This window comes from Leifsonia psychrotolerans (genome assembly GCF_013410665.1).
GTDB lineage: Bacteria > Actinomycetota > Actinomycetes > Actinomycetales > Microbacteriaceae > Cryobacterium > Cryobacterium psychrotolerans_A.
In genome coordinates this window covers 2,477,172-2,499,046 of sequence record NZ_JACCFM010000001.1, presented here as the reverse complement: position 1 = coordinate 2,499,046, position 21,875 = coordinate 2,477,172, and the positions used below count along the sequence as shown (strand labels likewise).

The following is a 21,875-nucleotide window of genomic DNA, read 5'->3' as shown; positions in this document are numbered from 1 at the left end:
TGCCGTTCCGCTCTACTGATAGCACAGCACTGCGACATCCGTGTGACGTCGCGAGCCCCGTACGATCCCCCCAACACGAAGGAGTGTTCATGAGCGACAACACTGAAAGCGAGCCGCGCGGTATCTCCCGGCGCAATCTGGTCACCGGTCTCGGCATCGCCGGAATCGGCGGACTCCTCGTCGGTGGAGGCGCAGGCTACGCCATCAAACCTTCGGCAGAAGCGACAAGCTCGACCACGGCTGGCTCGGGGGAGCCGATCAAGATCGGCAGCGTCGCTCCGATCACCGGACCGTACTCGGGTGACGGCCAAGAAATGGTGCGTGGTGCAGAGATGGCTGTCGCAGAAATCAACGCGGCGGGTGGAGTTGCCGGTCGAAAGCTCACTCTTGTGACGGCCGACATCTCAGATCAGGCACCGGAGAACTTCATTCAGGCCGCGCAGCGTCTGGTCTCGCAGGAGAAGGTCGCCGCAGTCTTCAGCGGCTACACGACAACGACATCCGTCGAGTTCCAGACCTATGCCGACGCGGGCATCCCGCTGCTGCACACCAACACGTTGCAGGCCAACACCGATTACGTCGTCGACAACAAAATCAACAACATCTTCCAGTGCTGCCCGACCGAGATCTGGTACGCCAAGGGATTCGTCTCGCTCATGCAATCCTGGATCGACGCCGGCACCTGGACGCCGTCGTCGAAGTCGGTTGCCGTGATCAGCAGCAACGACTCGTACAGCACCTCTATCGCGAAGGTTTTCCAGGATGAGGTCAAGGCGCTCGGCTGGCGCGTCACGTTCTACGAAGAGGTCAGCGTTCCGAACGCCGACTGGGGCCCTCAGCTCGCCAAGGTGCGCAACGACCCTCCCGGACTGATCTTCGTCACCGACTACCTGGCCGGTGACCTGGCCAGCTTTGCCACGCAGTTTGCGTCGTCTCCCACCAACTCGCTGCTCTACCAGCAGTACGGGCCAAGCGTTCCCGAGTACCTCGATCTGGCGGGCGCTGCCGCGAACGGCGTCGTCTGGTCGACCACCATCGGCACATTGCCCGACACGATCGGCCAGAACTTCGCCGCTGACTACGAGAAGCAGTTCAACTCCAAGCCAGGACTCAGCCAATCGGGGGCGCAATACGACATGGTGCGTCTTTGGGCGCGTGCCGCAGCACAGGCTGGCAACCCGGCCGACTTCGCTGCCGTCAATAAGTTTCTGACCGGCACGAACTTCCGTGGCGTCGTCGGCACCTACGCTTTTGATCAGAAAGAACTCACTGCGGTGCCGTTCCCTGACGTCGTGAGCGACCCGAGCCTCGGGATGCCTCACCTCACCTACCAGATCCAGGACGGCAAGCAGGTGCTCATCTCTCCGGCGCCGTACACCGGCGGCGACTTCAAGCTGCCCAGCTGGATGGTGTAGTCGACTCATGGCTGAAGTGCTCCTCGACGCGCGTGGCGTCACCAAGAGATACGGCGGGCTCACTGCGGTCGACGATGTCTCGTTCCACGTGCGACAAGGGGAGACCTTCGGTATCGCTGGACCGAACGGCGCGGGCAAGACCACGCTGTTCGACATCGTCACCGGCATGACTCGGTTGAGTGCGGGCGAGATCAACCTCGACGGCAAGCCCATCCACACCAAGAGTGTGAATGAGATCTGCCACCGCGGAATCGCCCGCACCTTTCAACTGCCGTCGGTGTTCGATACCGAAACGGTTCTGGCCAACGTTGTGGTCGGGGCCCATTTCGGTGCCGGCAACCCCTGGTGGTCAGGCTTCCGCTCGGACACGCGGACTCTGGCCAGGGCAGAAGCCGAGCTGGACTTCGTCGGGCTGTCAGATATCGCCGGTGATGAAGCCGGTCCGCTCGCCGTGTTCGACAAGAAGCGACTCATGGTCGCCTCCGCCCTGGCGAGCGCGCCGAGCATGCTGTTCCTCGACGAGCCATTTGGCGGGCTCACTCCTGCTGAGGTCGACGAACTCGTCGACTTGTTGCGCCGGGTGCGCGAGCGCGGCATCACACTGGTTCTGATCGAGCACGTGATGCGCGCCCTGATGGCGCTCTCCGATCGGGTGCTCATCATGAACCAGGGCAAGACCCTCTTCGAGGGTCTGCCTGAAGAGGTGCTCTCACACGAAGAGGTCATGCGCGTGTACCTCGGCGGCATGGCACCCACATCGAAAGCGAAGCCTCATGACTGAACCCCACAGCGCGGGTGACCCCACCCCCACGGTGCTCCTTGACGTCGTCGACCTGCATGCGGGATACGGTCTGACCGAGGTGCTGCGCGGCATCAACCTGCGGGTTGCCGAGGGTGAATTCTCTGTCGTCATCGGCCCGAATGGTCACGGTAAGAGCACTCTCCTGCGCGCTATCAGCGGCCTCGTCGCACCCCGGAGCGGCAGCATCCGTTTTGCTGGCAGCCGCATCGACACCATGCGCACCGAGACCATTGTCGGGCAGGGCCTCATTCACATTCCGCAGGGCGACATGCTATTTCCGGACATGACGGTGAGCGAGAACCTGGCACTTGGTGCCTTCGTGAAGTCGGCGCAGAAGAACCGTGCGGCCAAACTGGAACGCGTCTACGATATTTTCCCTCGGCTTGCCGAGCGAGCCACTCAACGAGCGCGTACCCTGTCGGGCGGCGAGCGACGGATGCTGGCCATCGGGCGAGGCCTCATGGGCGACGCCCGCATGCTCATGATCGACGAACCGAGCCTCGGCCTCGCGCCCGTGCTCGTCGAAGAGGTCTACCGCCAAATCGCTCGCATCGCGGCAGAGGGAATGACAGTGCTTCTCGTCGAGGAGGACTTCTCCCGCGTGCGTGATGTGGCCGACCACGTCACCCTTGTCGAGAACGGCAGCGTCGTGCTGTCCGGCTCGGTCGATTACGTACTCTCTCACCCGGCCATCGCGGCCACCTATCTCGGGATCGACACATGAACCTGATTCTGCAGACACTCGTCAGCACTGTCGTGCAGGGCTCGATGCTCGCACTCATCACTGTGGGAATGAGCCTGATTTACGGCACACTGCGCGTGCTGAACATGGCGCAGGGCATCATGGTGATGGTGGGCGGTATCGCGGCTTACACGTTCCTGCAACGCTTCGATTGGCCGGTCTGGACGGCACTGCTCGTGGCGGCCGGCATCACCTTCCTGCTCGGGGTGCTGACGTTCTACGTCGGGGTGCGGCCGTTGCTCGGACGACTGGGCGTCGACTTCGAAATGACAGCGTTCATTTCGACGTTCGCGATCGCCACAATCGTGCAGAGCGTCGTGCTCTGGATCTACGGCCCACGTCAGAAGCCGTTCCCCTTTCTGATCGACGGAAAATTCAATCTCACCCCCGAAGTGTCGATCACCTACCACTCGCTCTTCATGGCCGTCTTCGCGATCGGGCTGCTTCTGCTTCTCGGCTTCTTCCTCGTGCGATCCCGCTACGGGCTCGCGATCACCGCGGTGGCCCAGAACCTCGATGCGTCCCGGCTGATGGGCATTCCTGCCCGCAGGGTGTACGTCGTGGCGATGGGGATCGCCTCGGCACTCGCGGGTGTGGCTGGTGTGCTTCTGGCGCCGATCTACTTCGTCTACCCGAATGCCGGCGACCTGCCGCTTCTGCAAGCACTGATCGTCGCGATCTTCGCCGGCTTGGGCAGCATCAGGGGCACAATCATCGCCGCTTACATCATCGGATTCATCCAGGCCGTGGTCTCGATCTATTGGAGCGCTACCTACGCGTTGCCGGTTTTGTACGGGGTCATTCTGATCGTGTTGGTCGTTCGGCCGTACGTTATCGCCGGTAAACCGCAGGAGGCCCGACTGTGAGCACAATACTGAAAGCCGACCCGGCGCTCGTGAAGCCCGCTGCGCGATGGTCACCCGAACGGATGGGGTGGCCGCGTCCGCAGCCGATTTCGCTTGCCCTGCTCGCGGTGGCGGCAGTGCTCCTTCCCTTCGTCGTTCCCGACTCGAGTTGGATCGGGATTGCGACCCTCGGCCTGATTTGGATGACCCTCAACCAAAGCTGGAACCTGGTGCTCGGGTTTGCCGGTGTGTGGAACTTCGGCCAGCTGGCGATCTATGCCGTCGGTGGATATGTCGCCGCACTCCTGAGCCTCCACACATCTCTGCCCCCGCTGCTGTCGCTGCTGATCGGCGGGGTGGCCGCCGCGCTCTTGTCGCTGCTCATTGCCATTCCGGCGCTGCGTCTGCGAGGCATTTACGTGTCGCTTCTGACCTTCGGGTTCGCCGAGGTGGTGCGTCTGCTGATCATCTCAGACCAGTCGAATGTCACAGGAGGGTCGTATGGACTCTCGGGCTTCTCCGGCTTTGGCCTCGAGGCGTTGGATTCGCTCACCCGGCAGCGGATGTTCTATTGGATCGCGCTTGGCGTTGTCGTGATTACGGCCGTCGCCATCTATCTCGTGATTCGCTCCCCGCTCGGCAGCGGACTGATTGCGCTGCGAGACAATCCGGCGCTCGCCGCGGCTCGTGGCATCAACCCGCGCACCTACCAGCTCGTGGTGTTCGGAATTTCCGGCTTCTTCGCCGGGATTGCCGGTGGTCTCTACGCGTTCGTGTTCGGCGTCATCTCACCCACGCTGATGGGTCTAGGCCCGATGACGCTGCTTGTGACGATGCTTGTTGTCGGTGGCCTGGGCACGCTGATTGGGCCAATCGTGGGCACCATCGTAATCACGTTCATTCAGGCCAGGTTGCAGGAGTGGCCCGACATCCGTCTGCTCATCCTGGGGCTGATCCTGCTGGTGATGGTTCTTGCGATGCCGCGCGGGCTGGTGCCCGTCTTCTCGAAGCTGAGTCGTCGTCTCAAAGACTGGATTGCGGCAGGCGATCGCTAGAGCCAGCTGGGTGCTCTATGCCCGAATCCGGCGACACGGCGCGAGCTGTAGAGGTCAACGGGCTGGGCGTGTGGCCCACGACGGGAGCTGGAAGTTCGACGCCGTGCCGAACGGCTCCGGGCCGAGCACCCGGTGGCTGCCCTCTTGAATTTGGTAGACCATGTGTGCCTGACCCATCGACGGATCGAGCGTCACATCTGGGTAGGACAGTGGGGCCTGATCGTGGCCGCCGAGAAAGTAGACTCCGTTGATTCCGCGGTAGGCCGAGCGACGCAGGTACTGCGTGACATCCTTCGTGTGACGTGAATTCGTCGCTGACCATGCGGAGGCCAGCAGGTTCACCTGGTCATAGGATGCACTGGCCTGCGACCAGCCTGGAGCCGCACCGAAACGGGCACCGTAGTGTGCGCGGAAGCGCTGGCCGAGCAGATCGTCGTAGGTGCCGGTGGTCGTCGACCAGATCACCCCGTCGGCGGCTGAGCCGAGGTCGTCCTGGAACCGCGGGATCGACGCCCCATAAATGCAGTACACCAGCGCCGGCAGTCCAGCAGCGCTGAACGCTCGCTGGAAGGCCGCGAGTTCCTGGTCGAGAAAGTGCGTGATCATGACGACGTCCGGATCGAGCCTGGCGATCCGGGCGATGACGGCATCCCAATCGGTGCTGCCGATGGGAGCTCGAATGAGTTCATCCATCGACCAGCCGGCCTTATCGGCCGTTGCGACGAAATCGGCCGTCGTCACGCGGGTGCTGTATGAATCGGCTTCGATACTGACGATGCGGTGCGAACGCGGCTTCCAAAGTTGGCGCGCCTCCAGGTCGGTGAGCAAACGGATCAGCCCGGCCCCGTAGTAGGTCTCCGACGGGCAGGTCTGAAAGATCGCGCCATAGCGGCCGCGGTCCGAACGCACAAGCTGTACCTGCTCGTCGAACGTCGCTGTGTGCAGGAATGGCCGCCCGTAATCGGCGATCAGTTCAAGTGCCGGAGTGTATTCGGCGCTCGTGTAGCTCGTCGTGATGGCGTCGACATCCTGATCGAACAGCAGATCGAGCGCACGCTCGACGCTCGTGCGATCGAACAGGTCGACCTTCGCTGTGACATGTTCGACGCGGCGGCCAGAGATTCCACCGAGGTCATTGAGCTCCTCAACGGCCAACTGTGCGCCGTTCTGCATCTCGACACCGTCGGCGTCGGCGAGCCCGGATGGCACGAGTGTTCCGATCAGGATCGGGCGGCGACGTGGGTAGGCCGGGCGGGGGGTGGCCTGCCGGGTCGGAGCCCCACCGAGCACTGCGGTCTGAAGCTCGACGATGCCGATCGCTGTCACGGCCGCGCCGTCAACGCCGCCGGGCAGCGGAAGGCGCAGCAGCCCGGAGTCGACGGCGAGGGCGGCGAGTCCGCCGCGGGTCTCCTGGTCGAGCTTGGTGAGCAGGCGCTCGATCTGCGTCGACACGGTGCGCGCACTCGTGCCGAGGCGTTCTGCGATCGCGCCGTTCGTCAATCCGAGGGCGACGAGGGTAATAACGTCGATCTCACGCACGGTGACGCCGCGCGGAACGTCGATCTCGGCCACACGCAGAACCACCTGGCCGGCGGCATCGGTGCGAGCCCTGTGCGACGGCGAACGGTCCAGAAACGTCGCCGTCGATTGTGGGCTGTGTCGAGCGCCGTCTCGCAGTAGGTGCACGGCGAGCCAGCGGGTGTCATCACGCCAAAGAAAACGCAGAGAGTCACGCCCGGTGCCGAACATCGCGTGGGCGTAACTGAGCAAGACTTTCGGAATGCCGTCGCGGTCACTGACCGTTGAACGGCCGTCGGAGTGGACGGTAATTTCAGCTGTCAGTTTCGACACGTGGTTCTCCCAGTGGTTCAAGAGCCGCGTTGCGCTCGATCTGTTTCGTTATTGTAGGTCGCTTTCGAAGGCCGTAGAGAAATCGATGACTTGCCAGGTGCTTGAGCACGGCGGGCCGATCGTGAGATGCACCAGGCTCTTCGCCGGGTCGAAAATGACACCGGTCACGGTCGCCCCTTGATCCATCGGGTGGGAGTCCGGATTCGGGTGACAGCACAACGAATCAGGAAAGCCCTCGTGATCGGCCAGACTCTGTTTCCACCAGTTCAGATCACGGGCCGCGGGGCCCGCTGCCCCAGCGGAGAGGTCGGCTGCCCGGCGCAGGCGGTGGGGTGAGTCGGGCATGACGCGCAGGCCGACATCCGTCACGTCGGCGGGGAACGGAACAGTGTCAGAAAAATGATTGGCGTGCAGCAACGGTTCGGCGTGGCGCGGGGTGCTCCAGGTGATCCGGTCGGCGCCTCCGGGACGTGACTCGGCATCGATCGCCCAGCCGTCGCGCGCAGCGATCATGTAGTTCGCCGACGACGATCGGGTGGCCCGTGACAGAGTGGCGACGGCATCGTCGGCGCTCGTGCTGTCAAGCAGCGCGCGCAGCATCACATGGTAGGGAACGCCGGGCTCGCCCGCATCCCCCGACGTCACGAGTGCATTCGTCGTGACGGCGAGGCCGGCGGAGTTCATCCCGAACTTCGCGAGGAGCCCCGCCTCGACGACGGTCATCCAGCGGGGGCCGTCGTCGGGGACCGCATCGATCAGCACTATCGTGTCGGCCGCGAACGGCATCCAATCCCAGTTCTGGCCGAGCAGTTGACCATCGGCCGAGCCGCTGTCGGCGAACGCCGTGCATTCGCCAACGGAGGGCACCGATGCGCCGGGCTCGCGTGCCCGGGCAGCGAAGAGAATCTCTGTGCGCAGGTTCAGAGCCAGCACATCGAGAAAATCAAGGCCGCTGCCGACCGCGATGCCACGCATCTCCTCGAGGTACTGCGGGCCGAACGCACGGATCGGCTCGACGAACAGAGCCGATTCTGCGAGCACCTGGTCCCAGTCCCACCGTGCAAAGTGTGCGTAGACCTCGGCGTACGCAGCACGTGAACGAAGAATGCGTTCTTTGGCTTGACGGCCGTACTGCTGGCCGCGCTCGAAAGCGCTGCCGCGCAATTCGAGAACGGGGACACCCTCCATCTGGGCTGCGGGGCGAAGCGGAATGGTGTCGGTCATGAGACGAGTATCCCTCCGTCGACCGGGAGGACGACTCCGTTGATGTATGTCGCGGTCGGGCCGACTAAGAACAGGCATGTCGCCGCGACCTCGGCTGCCCGCCCGAGCCTACCGAGCGGCACGCGTGCGAGAAAAGCCTCGGTTTCAGCCGGGTGCTGGGTGAGGGTGGTCATCGGAGTGTCGATGACACCGGGGGAGACGGCATTGGTGCGGATGCCGCGCGGTCCCCATTCGGCGGCGAGCTGGCGCGTCAATGAAATGACGGCGCCCTTGCTGGCCGAGTAGTGCACCCCCGGCTCGAACGCATCGCCGCGGTCGGAAGCCACCGAGGTGAGCAGCACGATGCTGCCGCCCCGCGCCACCGCCGACTCATCGATGCCAGCAGCGAGCATCGCCCGACCGACAGCCTGGGCCATCAGGAAGGTTCCGCGGGCGTTGACCGCGAGCAGTCTGTCCCAGTCCTCGACGGCCAAATTTTCGGTGGGCGTCGAGCAATACATCCCGGCACAGTGCACGAGTGCGGTCGGTGGTGCACCCCAGTGCTCGGAGATCGCGGCCATCGCCTGGTTGACGGCAGCCGCATCTGTGACGTCGCAGACATACCCGCTGACGGACGCCGCAGCCTCCGTCACGGGGACGCGGTCGACGGCGGCCACGAGTGCCCCCGCCAAGCGGGCCTGCCGCACGACCTCCGCGCCTATGCCAGAAGCCGCGCCGGTCACGACGATGCGTTGCTGGCTCACAGGCGGTCGTTCCTAATGTCGAACTCGCGTAGTTCGGCGGAGCGGTCGGCGGGATTTCCGTAACCGCCACCGCCGGCGGTTTCGACTCGCACGATAGTTCCAGGCTGCAGGGTCATCGACGTTTTGCTCGGCACATCGAGTTCGTTGCCGTCCGGGCCGACCACGGTAATGGTCGTGGCTGCGGCGTCGAAACCGCCGGCCGCGCCGCGTGGCGCGAACTCCTCACGGGTCTGCTCGGCATAGAAAGTGGCGCGCTGCGGGTGGGAGAGGATCTCATACTCGCGGCGCAGGCCCAGCCCGCCATTGAACTCGCCGACCCCCTGCGAACCGGGCAGGAACTCGCTGCGAAGCACCCGGATCTGATAGTTGGTCTCGACGACCTCGGCGGGCATAACGCCGACGTTGGACATGTAGGTGTCGACGCCGTCGATGCCGTCGCTGTGCGCTGTCGCACCGGTGCCGCCGCCAACGACGTCTGCCATTACCGAGGAGCGACCGGTGAGTGGGGACGAACTGCCGACGTTCATACAGAAGAAGCTGACGGTGCTGCTGGCGACGGCCTTGTCCGGCCACAGCTCGGCGAGGGCGCGAATGAGAGTGTCCGCGAAACGCTGGCAGGTGTTGTGCCGCACCGAGACCGCGGCCGGGGCAACAGGGTTCAGCACACTGCCGAGCGGTGCGTTGACCTCGACGGCACGCATGAGGCCGTCATTTGAACCGAGACCCGGCGCGACCATTGCGCGCACGGCGTAGACGATGCCGGCACGGGCGCTCGCCCACGGCACGTTCATGGCACCGCCCACCTGAGGGTCCGACCCCGAGAGGTCGATGAACAGGCGCTCTCCACGCTTCTCGACTTGGGCGTGCACACGCGTGGGTGGCCCGTCACGGCCGTCATCGTCGAGGAAGCCCTCGGCCTCGCCCACGCCGTCAGGCAGCGCGCGGAGTGCGTTCTTCACTCCGGATTCAACGACATCGAGCATGCGCGCCATGACCAATTCGACGACGTCGAGCCCATAGAGCGTCGCGAGTTCTTGCATCCGCTCGTCGCCCAACCGGCAGGATGCGCGTTGCGCCCGAAGATCACTCACCGTGCTGAGCGGGTCGCGGATATTCTCGGTGATAAGCAGCACGAGGTCGCGGTTCTCGACGCCCGCGATCGACAAGCGGGTCGGGGGCAGAATGAGGCCCTCACCGAAGATGTCCTCGAGCTCGGGCCCTTCGCTGCCGGGGTTCGCTCCGCCGACGTCAATGTGGTGTGCCGCGGTGCCGCTCCAAGCAACGAGCCGATCGTCGATGAAGATCGGGGAAACCACGTTGATGTCCGGCAGATGCATCGCACCCATGAATGGGTGGTTGCAGATGAAGGCGTCGCCGGGGTTCAGCTGATCGCCCCAGGTCGTGAGGATCGATTTGACAACGAGTGACATGGCGCCGAGCTGCGCAGGAATGTAGTCGGCCTGGGCGACGAGGTCGCCGTCGGCGGTGAATAGGGCGCAGGAGAAGTCGTCCATGTCGCGAATGATCGGGCTGTAGCTTGAACGTTTGAGGACACTGCCCATCTCCTCTGCTGCTGACTGCAGTGCAGAGGCGATGACTTCAAAACTGACCGTGTCGACGGTGGTGCTGCTGAGTGACATTTCTTAGTCCTCCGTGATGATCAGGTCGCCGGTGGGCGAAACGACGGCGCTCTGGCCGGAAAGAATGACGGTTGTGGCATCCATCTGCTGAATGATGGCCGGCCCGGCAAACTGGTTGCCAGGAATCAGGCGAGCACGGTCGTAGACGGCGGTCGGCGCGAGGCCACCCGAGCCAGGAATATGCACATCGCGGTGAGCGATGAGTGCCGCGTCAGCAGCCGCCGGACCGCTTTCGGCCAGTGGGGTCTGACTCGGCCGGTCAAACGCACCCACAACGGCGAGGCGCACCGTGACGAGTTCGACGGCTTCTTCACGGTTGGCGTGACCATAGAGCGTCTCATGAATGGCATGGAAGCGGTCGGGCAGATCCGCCAAGCCGGCGGCATCCCAGCTGTCGAGCGGAACGTTGAGTTCGAACCCCTGGCCGAGATAGCGACAGTCGATCGAGCCGGTCAGAGTGATGTTCTCCTCGGCGATGCCGTCGGCGAGCAGCTGGGAGATGGCGGTGGCGGATGCCGATTCGAACCAGGCACCCCTCTCCGCGAGGCCACTCTCAGAGAACGTCTTCAGCACGGTCTGTGAGTCGTCGACCCGAAGACCAGCCACGAGAAGACCGTCGGCCGAGAACAGGCCGGGCTGCTCTGGAATCAGCGCGCTTTTCAGGCCGAGGTGGCGCAGCAGAAGACCGGCATGCAAGGGGCCGGCGCCGCCGAATGGCACCAGAGTGAACTCGCGCGGGTCGAGGCCGCGTTCGACGCTGACCTTGCGCACGGCACGCACCATGTGTGCGAGCGAAATGGCGAGAATGGCCTCTGCAGCCTCGATGGTCGTCATGCCGAGCTTCTCCCCGATTCGGTCGACGGCCGCGATGGCTGCCGGGCGGTCGAGCACAAGGTTTCCGGCCAGTTCGCCGCAGCCAAGCGTGCCGAGCACAACATGCGCGTCAGTCACGGTGGGCTCGACGCCGCCGCGCAGATAGCTGGCTGGGCCGGGAACAGCCTTCGCTGACTGAGGGCCAACACGGAGACGCCCGGTCGGGTCGACCCAGGCGATGCTGCCGCCGCCCGCGCCGATGGTGTGGATGTCGACGGTCGGGGAGAGCAGAACGTGGTCTTGAATGGTCTGGGTGGCGGCGAAGGGCGCCTTCGATCCGCGCACCAGACAAATGTCGGCGCTCGTACCGCCCATGTCGAGGCTGATCACGTTGGCGAGTCCGTTGGCTTCGGCGATGGCGATGAGTCCTGACACGCCGCCGGCCGGGCCGGACAGCACCAAGCGGTGGGCCTGCGCCTCGGCGCGGCCGGCCGGAACGCAGCCGCCGTTCGATTGCATCACGACGAAGGGAGCGTTGAGGCCGCTCGATTCGACGGCCGACACGGCACGCTCGAGATAACCGCCGACGACCGGACGAAGCGCCGCGTTGATGGCTGTTGTCGCGGTGCGCGGGTACTCACGAAACTCGCGCGCGACCTCGCTCGAGAGCGTGACCGGAGTGTCGGGGAGGGCCTGTCGGAGGGCCTTGCCGAGCTGGCGTTCGTGAGCGTCGTTCAGGTAGCTGAAGAGCAGGCTCACCGCGATGGCCTCGGGTGCCAGGGTGACGGCTTGGGCCACGACCCGGTCGATCTCAGCTTCGGTGAGCGCTTCGAGCACGGTGCCCGCGCTGGTCAGGCGCTCGCTTACCTCGAGGCGGTATTCGCGTTCGACGAGCTCGCTGGGGCGCTTCGGCGTGAGGCTATAGACGTCGGGGCGGTTCGATTGGCGGTAGCCGAGCACGTCACGAAAGCCGCGGGTCGTGAGCAGCGCGACGGTGGCCAGATTGCCGGTCAAGGTTGCGTTCGTGGCGACGGTGGTGCCGTGGCACAGCAGTGACACTGCATCGATCGGCAGGCCCTGTTCAACGAGTGCCACGACAGCATTGCTCAAGCCGTACGACGGATCATGTGGGGTTGACGCCACCTTGGCCACAACCGAGCGGCCGTCGCTCGAGCGAGCGATCGCATCCGTGAATGTGCCGCCGGCATCGATGCTGACAGTCCAAGTGGGACTACTCACAGGTCACTACCTTTCGAAACGTACCGCGCACGGGGTACACGGTCGGAGCACAGCGTTGTCTTCCGTGTAGCCCAGTACAAACGATGGAGGGTGCTGCCGTCATGCGTCAGATGACGGATGGGCGCAAATCGGCCCGAGAGCTTCATAACAAATTGACACCAGTACTTGTCTGACATCCGGTTGGGGGGTTATATTTCTAACTCCGAGTGAACAAAGTGTTTGATGAGGTCAAACACGACGTTCACTAATTTCCCAGACGAAGGAGTCCGGATGACCGAGGTCGAAGTGCACTTGGGGCGTCGAATCGCGGAGTTTCGCGAGCTGCGTGGGCTGACCTTGCGCGGCCTGGCCGCAAACGCGGGCGTGAGTTCCAGCTTTCTCAGCCAGTTGGAGAACAGCCGGGCAAGCGCGAGCATCTCATCGATGCGCAAGATCTCCGAGGCTCTCGGTGTCTCTGTCGCCGACCTGCTGGGCAGCCACAACGGCCACGCACGTGGCGTCGTGCGCGCACAGGACCGCCCCGAGTATCCGTCGGGCGCCGGTTCGACGAAGTTCGTCATCGCGCAGCCGCCGATGCGCAACCTCGAGATCTACAAGGGCGTCTTCGAACCGGGCGGATCCACCGGAGACGACCTCTACTCACACGGCAAGTCGCAAGAGATCTTCATCGTGTTGCACGGAACCGTCGAACTTTCTCTTGGCACCGAGGTCATCCGGATGAATGCGGACGACAGCATCGAATACCTCAGCTCGGTGCCGCACCGAGTGATCAACGTTGGCGACGGCCAAGCCGAAGTCATGTGGGTCACGAGCCCGCCCACCGCCTAATTTTCCCTCTGAAATACCGAGCGACCCCCGCTCTCCGAAAGGACACAATGAAAAAGAACACCCCCGTGCGCGGACTCATGCTCAGCCTCGGCGCCGTTGCCGTTGCCGCATCGATGATCGGATGCAGCGGCGTCGGCGGAGGCGCGGTCACAGTCGACCTCGGCAGCGGCCCGGCCCAGGCCGGCACCGTCAAGGCCGGCGCTCTTTCGGGAGTCACCCTGACTCTCTCGTCGTACGGCGGTGCCTATCAGGACGGTCAGGTCTCAGCGGCATCCGATCCCTTCGCGAAGGAATCGGGCGCCACCATGCTGAGCGATGGCCCCACCGAATACTCCAAGATCAAAGCGCAGGTCGACAATAAGAACGTCACCTGGGATGTCGTCGACACGGATGCCATCTGGGCTGCGACGCAGTGCGGAGACGATGGCCTGCTGATGAAGATCGACACCACAATCGTCGACACCTCGAAGATTCCCGATGGACTCGCCGGTGACTGCTATGTGCCTGCCATGCAGTATGGCTACACCATCATGTACAACACCGAGAAATACCCGGTCGCTCCGACCGGTTGGAACGACTTCTTCGACACCACGAAGTTCCCGGGCTCCCGTGCCGTCGTCGGCTTCGACGATGTCGGACCCGGACTCCTGGAGGGCGCCCTCCTCGCCGACGGCGTTGCGCAGGACAGCCTCTACCCACTCGACACCGAGCGTGCCTACGCCAAGCTCGACACGATTCGCAAGAACCTCATCTACTGGACCACCGGTGCTCAGTCGCAGCAGATGATCGAGTCTGGCGAGGCCGACATGGCATTCGTCTGGGCGGGACGAGGCTACGGGGCCGCCGCGAACGGCGCACCGTACAAGCCGATCTGGAACCAGGCCTTCGTGGTCATGGACTCGCTGGCCGTTCCGAAGAACAGCAAGAATCCCGACGCGGCATTTGCGTACATCAACTACTACCTGGGTGCGGCCCAGCAGGCGAAGCTCACCGAGCTCACCTCCTACTCGCCCGTCAACGTCGACGCCCAGCCGGAGCTGGACGCACTGGCGAAGGGATATCTGATCACGGACCCGGCCATCGCGACGCAGCTCGTGGTCCCCGACACCGCATGGTGGGGAACGAACTACGACGTCCAGCTGGAACGTTGGATGAAGTGGCTGCACGGTTAACATGAGCTCCTCCCGAACTGTCGGGCGAGTTGTGGAGAGGGGGCGTATCGGCCAGCGGCTGGTGCGCACCCCCCTTCGAACCCTCGTCCTCGTGTTGCCGGCGCTGGCCATCCTGATCGGCGTCTTCGCGTATCCACTGGCCCAGAGCATGTGGCTCAGTGTGAGCGATCCGAGCCTGGACTTCTCGAACTACGTGTGGGTGTTCGGCACCGCCGGAAACGTCGCCGTCATCCTGCGCACGTTCGGGATCGCCCTCGCGACCACCGTCATCTGTCTGGCCCTCGCCTATCCGTATGCCTACCTGATGACCATCGCCGGCCCCCGCGGCCGGGCGGCGCTCATCATCATCGTGCTGATCCCGTTCTGGACGTCGCTGATGATTCGATCGTTCGCCTGGATCATCCTGTTGCAAGACAACGGACTCGTGAACCAGCTTCTCGGCGTTTTCGGAATGGGCCCGTTCCAGCTCATCCGCACCCCGACAGGCGTGCTCATCGGTATGGTGCAGGTGCTCCTCCCCTTCATGGTGCTTCCGCTCTACGCGGTCATGAGCGGGATCGACAGCAGGCTCTCGGATGCCGCGCGCAGTCTCGGCGCCCGTCCCGTCACGGCCTTCCTGACCGTCTTCGTGCCGCTGTCGATGCCCGGCGTGCTGGCCGGTGCACTCATGGTGTTCATCCAGTCGCTCGGCTTCTACATCACCCCGGCGCTGCTCGGATCGCCCTCGGAGAGCATGATCTCGCAAAGTATTTATGGGCAAGTGAATGGGCTCCTCCAATGGGGCAGGGGTGGCGCACTCGGGGCTGTCCTGCTTCTGCTCACCCTGCTCCTGCTCGGCGTCCTCGCGCTCATCATGCGCGCGACCCGCCGCACGACCGGAAAGGACATGTTGAGCCTGTGATCAAACCACATCCCGTCACGCTGACGATCCTCTGGATCTTTGCCGCGCTTCTCGCCGTCTGGCTGGTCGCTCCGACGCTGATTGTCATCCCGCTCAGCTTCACCGACAAAGCCTCACTCGTCTTCCCTCCGAGCGGCTACTCGATGCGCTGGTACGAGTCCTTCTTCACGAACCAGGCCTGGATCACGGCACTCGCCAACTCATTCCTGGTGGCACTGCTCGTCGTCGTCTTGGCGACGGTGACCGGAACCATGGCCGCCATCGGGCTGAGTAAGATGCGTGGGCGTCGGGCGGCCGGCATCCTCACTCTGGGGCTGCTCGCGCCTATGGTGGTCCCCGGCATCATTACCGCGATCGGAATCTACGCGGTCTTCCTGCGGATGCAGTTGCTCGGCACACTGGTCGGATTCGTCGTGGCGCACACGGTTATCGCGCTGCCGTTCGTGATCATCTCCGTTTCGACCAGTCTCCGTGGGTTCGACACGCGTCTCGAGCTGGCCTCCGGAAGCCTCGGTGCCGGCCCCGTGACCACGTTCATGCGGGTCACGCTTCCGCTCATCCTGCCCGGGATCATTTCGGGAGCACTGTTCGCATTCGTGACATCCTTCGACGAAGTCGTCACGTCATTGTTTATCAAGAGCCCGTATCTGCAGACGCTTCCGGTGCTGATGTACCAGAGTGTGACGCGCGACACGGACCCGACACTCGCGGCTGCAGCCACGATGATCCTCATCCTCACCACCGCCATCGTCCTGATCGGGCTCTTCTCGATCGGAAGGAAAAAGAATGTCAAGGGATAACACCGACCGGGGCACGCAGATTCGCCTCTCCGGCGTGACCAAGCACTATCCGAAATCGGTCGCCGTCGACAACGTGAGCTTGACCGTTGAACCCGGCGAGTTCATGACGTTCCTCGGACCGTCAGGGTCGGGTAAGACGACGACCCTCAACCTGATTGCCGGATTCACCGACCTCACCTCCGGTTCCGTCGAACTCGACGGCCGACGCATCGACGACGTTCCCGCCCACAAGCGCGGCCTCGGTGTCGTATTCCAGCACTATGCGCTGTTCCCGCACATGACGGTGGCCGATAACGTGGCGTATCCGCTCCGGCGGCGCAAGGTCGGCAAGGCGGAGGAGCGCCGGCTCGTCGCGGCGTCGCTCGAGACCGCCGGGCTGTCCCGTTTCGCGGATCGCTATCCGGCGCAGCTGTCGGGCGGGCAACAGCAGCGGGTCGCCCTCGCTCGCGCACTCGTCTTCGACCCCCAGGCTCTGCTCCTCGATGAGCCCCTCGGTGCGCTCGACAAACAGCTGCGGGAGCGTCTCCAGCTTGAGCTGCGTCGGATCCACCGGGAGGTGGGCCGCACCTTCGTCTTCGTGACTCACGATCAGGAAGAAGCACTCACCCTCTCCGATCGGATCGCCATCTTCAACGAAGGCAGGATCGAACAGGTTGGGACGGCAGCCGAACTCTACGAGCGCCCGCAGTCACTCTTCGTCGCCTCCTTCATCGGAGAATCGACGATTCTGCGTGGTGTGGAAGGAGAACACACCGCAACGGTGGTTCGCCCGGAGAAGCTTGAGCTCCACGCCAGTGTTGACAACGTTCCCGATGCGCACGCCCGGGTGCAGGTGCGGCTTCTGCAGAGCGTCTACCTCGGGTCTGGCTGGAAGCACGAAATCGGCTTGCCCGATGGATCGACCGGAGTCGTCCGGGACGCGGGGGAGAGAAGCACCAGCTCCCGGCCCGGCGAGTCCGCCCTGCTGAGCTGGCACCCTGAGCACGCCGTCATTCTGGACGACTCGAACGCAGCATGACTACCCTTTCACTGAATGAGAGTTTCCAATGAGTACTGATTCCCCCGCCAACTCCACGATGATCAATGGCGACGTCTCGTTCTGGTGGAACCAGATCGGCCGCGACGCGCCCCGCGCCCCGCTTCCCGGTTCGTTGACGGCCGATGTCTGCATCGTCGGTGCCGGCTACACGGGCCTGTGGACCGCCTACTACCTCAAGAAAGCCGCTCCGCACCTGCGCGTTGTCATCCTCGAGCAGAAGTTCGCGGGTTATGGAGCCTCGGGCCGCAACGGCGGTTGGTTGACCAACGCGGTGACCGGTGGGCGCAGCCAGTACGTGAAGACGCACGGTCGCCCGGCGGCCGAGAACTTCCAGACCGAGATGAACCACACCGTCGATGAGGTGATCCGGGTCGCCGCACTGGAGGGAATTGACGCCGATATCGTCAAGGGCGGCGAGTTCAATGTCGCCTACGATGCACCCCAGCAGGAACGCCTGGTCGCCGCTGCGCGCGCCGAGCAGGCCTGGTCCATGACGGATGTCGACCTGCTTTCGGCCAAGGAAGCCGCCGACCGCATCAACGTGGTCGGCACCACCGGTGCCATGTGGCATCCGCACTGTGCGCGCATTCAACCGGCCAAACTCGCCTCGGGACTCGCCCGGGCCGTCGAGGCGCTCGGCGTCACGATCTACGAAGACACCCACGTGAGCGAAATCCTTCCGCACCGTGCCGTGACCGACCGCGGAACCGTTGAGGCCGACTTCGTCGTGCGGGCGACAGAAGGCTTCACCGCCGGGCTGAAGGGCCTGCACCGGGCCTGGTTGCCGATGAACTCGTCGCTCATCGCGACCGAGCCACTGAGTGCCGCAATCTGGGATTCGATCGGCTGGGACGGCCGCGAGACCCTCGGCGACTTCGCTCATGCCTACATGTACGCGCAGCGGACGAGTGACGACCGCATCGCCATCGGCGGGCGCGGCGTGCCCTACCGCTTCGGGTCGAAGACCGACTCAGACGGCCAGACGCACGCGAGCACCGTGGAAGCGCTGCGCGGCATCCTCACCCGCTTCTTCCCAGCGACGGCCGGTGTGGCCATCGACCACGCCTGGTCCGGCGTGCTGGGCGTGCCGCGTGACTGGGCTGCGACGGTCGGGCTCGACCCGCAGACCGGCCTGGCCTGGGCTGGCGGCTATGTCGGCACGGGCGTGACAACGACCAACCTGGCCGGCCGCACCTTGACCGACCTGATCCTCGGCACACCGAGTGCGTTGACCGAACTGCCCTGGGTCAACCACCGTGTGCGCAACTGGGAGCCGGAGCCCCTCCGCTGGCTGGCGGTCAAGGCGCTCTACCAGGCTTATGGCATGGCTGACCATGCTGAACTGACGAGGCGCACCACCACGTCGCCACTGGCGAAAATCGCCGACATGGTATCCGGCCGCGGGCACTGAAAGCCACAAACAGAGGATCTGAACGAGTATGACTGAACTGACTGACGCGACGACACTGACCGTGAGCTTGAGCCCGGTGCCCCTCGTGCTCCTGGCGGATGCCGTGACCACCACCCTGGGCGAGGCCCGCCCGAAACCCACCGCGACGACGCCCGGCCAGCGTGAGTCGAGCGTTGTCGCGTGGACCTCGCCGGACGGCGTCACAGAAACCGGCGTCTGGGAGGCCAGTCCGGGCAGCTTCACTGCAACGCGTGACGGCTATCACGAGATCTGTCAGATTCTCTCCGGCCGGGCAACAATCGAGAGCGACGGCGGCCAAACCACGGAGGTGAGCGCGGGAGACCTCTTCGTCATGCCGACGGGATGGAGCGGAACCTGGCACGTGGCTGAAACGTTGCGCAAGACCTACGTGACCGTCACCGTCGTCTAGAGCCTGGCCGTACCGAACTGCGGAGATTCTCGGGCGACGCACGAATGGGCGCGTTTTCACGCTGAATAGCAAGAATTTCCGCAGTGTGGCACGACACCCTCGGCACGATGGAACCCGATGCCGCTCGTCGGTGCCGATACAACGGGGGAGACTTCAGCCGGACCCCGAACTATGCTGTTCCGCATGACCCCGAGTGATGCTGTGGATCCGGTGGCTGCCGCCCAAGCCGACGCTGACGCGGCGCTTGCCGCAGTCGTGAAGGCGCAGGCCGAGGCGGATGCCGCCGTGCAGAGGGCTCGGGATGCGGCCGCGGCCGCACCGGTCGAGACTCCACCGGCCCCACTCGATGAGACTCTCGTCGCCGGCATCCGCGCCGGGTATTCTTTCGACGCGCCGGCGCTCGAACTGGGCGCTCTCGTCAACGGGGACACCCGGCCAGACGTGCCGATCCGCATTCCGCTGGCCATGACCAACCGGCACGGCCTGGTGGCCGGCGCTACGGGAACGGGCAAGACCAAGACGCTGCAGGTGCTCGCCGAACAGCTCTCGGCTCATGGTGTGGCCGTCTTCGCAGCTGACATTAAGGGCGATCTTTCGGGGATCGCCACGGCGGGTGTGCCCACCGACAAACTTCTGGCCCGCACCCAGGGCATCGGCCAGACCTGGAACGGAACGGCCACCCCCACCGAGTACTTCTCACTCGGCGGCATCGGGGCCGGCATCCCGATCCGCGCGACGGTGGCCGGCTTCGGTCCGCTGCTGCTCTCGAAGGTACTGGGGCTGAACCCCACACAGGAATCCAGTCTCGGCCTCGTTTTTCACTACGCGGATGCCGCGGGCTTGCCGCTGCTCGACCTGACCGATCTGCGCGCGGTGCTCAGCTTCTTGATCAGTGACGCAGGGAAGGGCGAGCTCACCGGACTCGGTGGGCTGTCGAGCGCGACGGTGGGCGTGATTCTGCGCGAGCTCATTACATTTGCTGACCAGGGCGCCGACGTCTTTTTCGGTGAACCCGAAATTGATACGAGCGAATTCCTGAAGATCACGGCCGACGGCCGTGGTGTCGTGAGCCTGCTCGAGGTGCCCGGCGTTCACGACAAACCGGCCTTGTTCTCGACGTTTCTGATGTGGTTGTTGGCCGATCTGTTCAACGATCTACCCGAAGTCGGCGACCAGGACAAACCCAAGCTTGTCTTCTTCTTTGACGAGGCGAACCTGCTGTTCACGGACGCGTCGAAGGATTTCTTGGCGCAGATCACGCAAACCGTGCGACTCATCCGCTCGAAGGGCGTCGGAATCTTCTTCGTCACGCAGACGCCGAAGGATGTACCGAGCGACGTACTCGCCCAGCTCGGCTCGCGGGTGCAACATCAGCTGCGTGCATTCACGCCGGATGATGCGAAAGCGTTGCGCGCGACAGTCTCGACCTATCCCAATTCGGGCTACGACCTCGCAGAGGTGCTCACGAGCCTCGGCACGGGCGAGGCGATCGTGACGGTGATGAATGAGAAGGGCGCCCCGAGCCCCGTCGCGTGGACGAGGTTGCGTGCTCCGGAAGGATCGATGGAGCCGACCCCGGCCGCTCAGATCGCTCAGGCCGTCGCCGCGTCGCCGCTGCTGGCGAAATACGGCACCCCGATCGACCGGGATTCCGCCCGCGAGATGTTGGCGCGCAAACTGGATGCCGCACACGCGGCGGCCGTCGCCGCCCAACAGGTGCTCGATGCGGCGAAAGCCGAAGCCGAGCGTGAGAAGCAGCAGCAGGTGCAGGCAACTCAGCAGGCCAAGGCCGCACAGAAGGCGCAGGCGGAATACGACAGGCTTCTGAAGCAAACCGGCGGAGCGAGTCGCACGACGGCCACGCGCACGAGTTCGCGAGCCCAGAAATCAGTCCTTGATCAGGTGCTCGGCTCGCAAGTCACGAAGACGATCCTCACGGGTGTCGTGGCGGGCATCTTTGGAACTCGCCGTCGCCGATGAGAGATTCCACGCCTGGCAGTGGCAGTTTCAGAGGGCGGCACGGGCGCGGAGCGGACGTTCGAACCAGTAAAGCAACTCGGGATGAGTATGGTGAACTTCTGCCAGAGTCAGCGGCTCACCGGCTGGAGAAAGCGGGATACCGATTCGGTCGATAACACTCTCCATCTCGCTGCGCGACCAGAACTGACCGCGCATGCGCAGAATCATTCGACCATTGGGCCCGGTCACAAAGAGATGTGGCAGAACGTCGAGCGTGTTGGGCCGGTAGATGTCGATCAGCTGGATGCAGTCGATGGCGGCAAGGGGCGTCTGGGTGGTTCGGCCGAGAAATCCGCGCTCGCTGAGCTGGTCGTCCTGAATCCGGATTTCGGTGCGACGAAACGCAGTGAGGCCGAGAGTCACCCCGAGCACGATCGTCAGCATGGCGACGGTCACCGCGACCCACGGGCCGTCGGGAATGGTCAACCAGTAGATCACCCCAAAGATCGGCACGAGAAGGGCCGCGAGAGCAAACGCCCAGTGCGAAAAGTGTCGCCAGTGTGGTCTCAAACGAAGTGTCGTCTGAATCGATAGCTCGTCGCTTGGCATTGTTCCCCCCGGATACTTCCCGTTGAGTATGCCTTACTTTCCTGGTGAGGTACTGAATTGAGGGTGGGGAATCGAATTCCATGCTGGAGATAGGCTCGAAGCATGACCGCTGGGCCGTTGGACTTTCTGAAATCTGCCGCCGTCGGTACTCGCGTTGTCGTGAGGCAGCGCATTCCCGGCGGGTTCACCGATGCGCTGGGCTATCTGCGTGCGCTCGATGACACCGCGTGCGTGGTCGAGACCAAGCGGGGAATGGTGCGCGTCATCCTGGCCGACGTCGTCGCGGCCAAACCGGTTCCCCCGCCGCCCGAGCGCCGTGGGGTTCAGGGCGCGTCACGAGCGCCCTGAACCCCCTGA

Annotated in this window: 20 protein-coding genes; 14 read left to right on the top strand and 6 right to left on the bottom strand. The window is 64.1% G+C overall.

Annotation, left to right across the window (positions count from 1 at the left end; genetic code table 11):
* The first annotated feature begins 89 nt into the window (after positions 1-89).
* From HNR05_RS11430 to HNR05_RS11410, 5 genes are read left to right on the top strand one after another with little or no spacing between them, the layout of a single operon-like run.
* On the top strand, positions 90-1,415 hold the full coding sequence (locus tag HNR05_RS11430; protein WP_179579128.1) for an ABC transporter substrate-binding protein: 1,326 nt from the start codon (positions 90-92) through the stop codon (positions 1,413-1,415).
* A gap of 7 nt (positions 1,416-1,422) precedes the next feature.
* Positions 1,423-2,196, top strand: coding sequence for an ABC transporter ATP-binding protein (locus HNR05_RS11425; protein ID WP_179579127.1), 774 nt, complete (start codon positions 1,423-1,425; stop codon positions 2,194-2,196).
* The gene (locus HNR05_RS11420; protein ID WP_179579126.1) at positions 2,189-2,941 is read left to right on the top strand and encodes an ABC transporter ATP-binding protein; all 753 of its coding nucleotides are present in this window, start codon (positions 2,189-2,191) and stop codon (positions 2,939-2,941) included. Before HNR05_RS11425 ends, HNR05_RS11420 begins: the two co-directional genes overlap by 8 nt.
* Positions 2,938-3,825: a branched-chain amino acid ABC transporter permease gene (locus HNR05_RS11415; RefSeq protein ID WP_179579125.1), complete on the top strand. Its 888-nt coding sequence runs from the start codon at positions 2,938-2,940 to the stop codon at positions 3,823-3,825. Before HNR05_RS11420 ends, HNR05_RS11415 begins: the two co-directional genes overlap by 4 nt.
* On the top strand, positions 3,822-4,859 hold the full coding sequence (locus HNR05_RS11410) for an ABC transporter permease subunit (protein WP_179579124.1): 1,038 nt from the start codon (positions 3,822-3,824) through the stop codon (positions 4,857-4,859). Before HNR05_RS11415 ends, HNR05_RS11410 begins: the two co-directional genes overlap by 4 nt.
* A gap of 54 nt (positions 4,860-4,913) precedes the next feature.
* Here the strand turns inward: HNR05_RS11410 and HNR05_RS11405 are convergent, their stop codons facing one another.
* From HNR05_RS11405 to HNR05_RS17615, 5 genes are read right to left on the bottom strand one after another with little or no spacing between them, the layout of a single operon-like run.
* A complete protein-coding gene (locus HNR05_RS11405) occupies positions 4,914-6,710 on the bottom strand; it encodes an ABC transporter substrate-binding protein (RefSeq protein WP_179579123.1) in 1,797 nt (598 codons plus the stop codon).
* 48 nt (positions 6,711-6,758) lie between these two features.
* Entirely contained in the window at positions 6,759-7,934 is a 1,176-nt protein-coding gene (locus tag HNR05_RS11400) for a C45 family autoproteolytic acyltransferase/hydrolase (protein ID WP_179579122.1), read from the bottom strand.
* Positions 7,931-8,677: an SDR family oxidoreductase gene (locus HNR05_RS11395; protein WP_179579121.1), complete on the bottom strand. Its 747-nt coding sequence runs from the start codon at positions 8,675-8,677 to the stop codon at positions 7,931-7,933. The genes HNR05_RS11400 and HNR05_RS11395 overlap by 4 nt, the downstream gene beginning before the upstream one ends.
* Positions 8,674-10,317 carry a hydantoinase B/oxoprolinase family protein gene (locus HNR05_RS11390; RefSeq protein WP_179579120.1) on the bottom strand — a complete coding sequence of 548 codons (1,644 nt, stop codon included), beginning with the start codon at positions 10,315-10,317 and terminating at the stop codon, positions 8,674-8,676. The genes HNR05_RS11395 and HNR05_RS11390 overlap by 4 nt, the downstream gene beginning before the upstream one ends.
* Positions 10,318-10,320: 3 nt before the next feature.
* Positions 10,321-12,369, bottom strand: a complete 2,049-nt coding sequence (locus tag HNR05_RS17615; protein WP_179579119.1) for a hydantoinase/oxoprolinase family protein — start codon at positions 12,367-12,369, stop codon at positions 10,321-10,323.
* Between the two features lie 270 nt (positions 12,370-12,639).
* On the opposite strand from HNR05_RS17615, the gene HNR05_RS11380 reads away from it, so the two are divergent.
* The 8 genes from HNR05_RS11380 to HNR05_RS11345 all read left to right on the top strand — a co-directional run bounded on the left by HNR05_RS11380 (position 12,640) and on the right by HNR05_RS11345 (position 20,930).
* Positions 12,640-13,197 (top strand): helix-turn-helix domain-containing protein, encoded by a 558-nt coding sequence (locus HNR05_RS11380; protein ID WP_179579118.1) that lies wholly within the window; start codon positions 12,640-12,642, stop codon positions 13,195-13,197.
* Between the two features lie 47 nt (positions 13,198-13,244).
* Complete coding sequence (locus HNR05_RS11375) at positions 13,245-14,369, top strand: polyamine ABC transporter substrate-binding protein (RefSeq protein ID WP_179579117.1); 1,125 nt, start codon at positions 13,245-13,247, stop codon at positions 14,367-14,369.
* 1 nt (position 14,370) lies between these two features.
* On the top strand, positions 14,371-15,270 hold the full coding sequence (locus HNR05_RS11370; protein ID WP_179579116.1) for an ABC transporter permease: 900 nt from the start codon (positions 14,371-14,373) through the stop codon (positions 15,268-15,270).
* Positions 15,267-16,070, top strand: coding sequence for an ABC transporter permease subunit (locus tag HNR05_RS11365; protein WP_179577141.1), 804 nt, complete (start codon positions 15,267-15,269; stop codon positions 16,068-16,070). The genes HNR05_RS11370 and HNR05_RS11365 overlap by 4 nt, the downstream gene beginning before the upstream one ends.
* A complete protein-coding gene (locus HNR05_RS11360; protein ID WP_179579115.1) occupies positions 16,057-17,088 on the top strand; it encodes an ABC transporter ATP-binding protein in 1,032 nt (343 codons plus the stop codon). Before HNR05_RS11365 ends, HNR05_RS11360 begins: the two co-directional genes overlap by 14 nt.
* Positions 17,089-17,146: 58 nt before the next feature.
* Positions 17,147-18,520, top strand: coding sequence for an NAD(P)/FAD-dependent oxidoreductase (locus HNR05_RS11355; RefSeq protein ID WP_179580863.1), 1,374 nt, complete (start codon positions 17,147-17,149; stop codon positions 18,518-18,520).
* A gap of 28 nt (positions 18,521-18,548) precedes the next feature.
* A complete protein-coding gene (locus tag HNR05_RS11350; RefSeq protein WP_179579114.1) occupies positions 18,549-18,950 on the top strand; it encodes a cupin domain-containing protein in 402 nt (133 codons plus the stop codon).
* A 183-nt stretch (positions 18,951-19,133) separates the two neighbouring features.
* A complete protein-coding gene (locus tag HNR05_RS11345; protein WP_179579113.1) occupies positions 19,134-20,930 on the top strand; it encodes a helicase HerA-like domain-containing protein in 1,797 nt (598 codons plus the stop codon).
* Between the two features lie 27 nt (positions 20,931-20,957).
* On the opposite strand, the gene HNR05_RS11340 is transcribed toward HNR05_RS11345, so the two are convergent.
* The gene (locus tag HNR05_RS11340) at positions 20,958-21,518 is read right to left on the bottom strand and encodes a YdbT family protein (protein WP_179579112.1); all 561 of its coding nucleotides are present in this window, start codon (positions 21,516-21,518) and stop codon (positions 20,958-20,960) included.
* A gap of 102 nt (positions 21,519-21,620) precedes the next feature.
* Between HNR05_RS11340 and HNR05_RS11335 the strand changes: the two genes are divergently transcribed.
* Positions 21,621-21,866, top strand: a complete 246-nt coding sequence (locus HNR05_RS11335) for a putative acetyltransferase (RefSeq protein ID WP_179579111.1) — start codon at positions 21,621-21,623, stop codon at positions 21,864-21,866.
* The last annotated feature ends 9 nt before the right edge of the window (positions 21,867-21,875 follow it).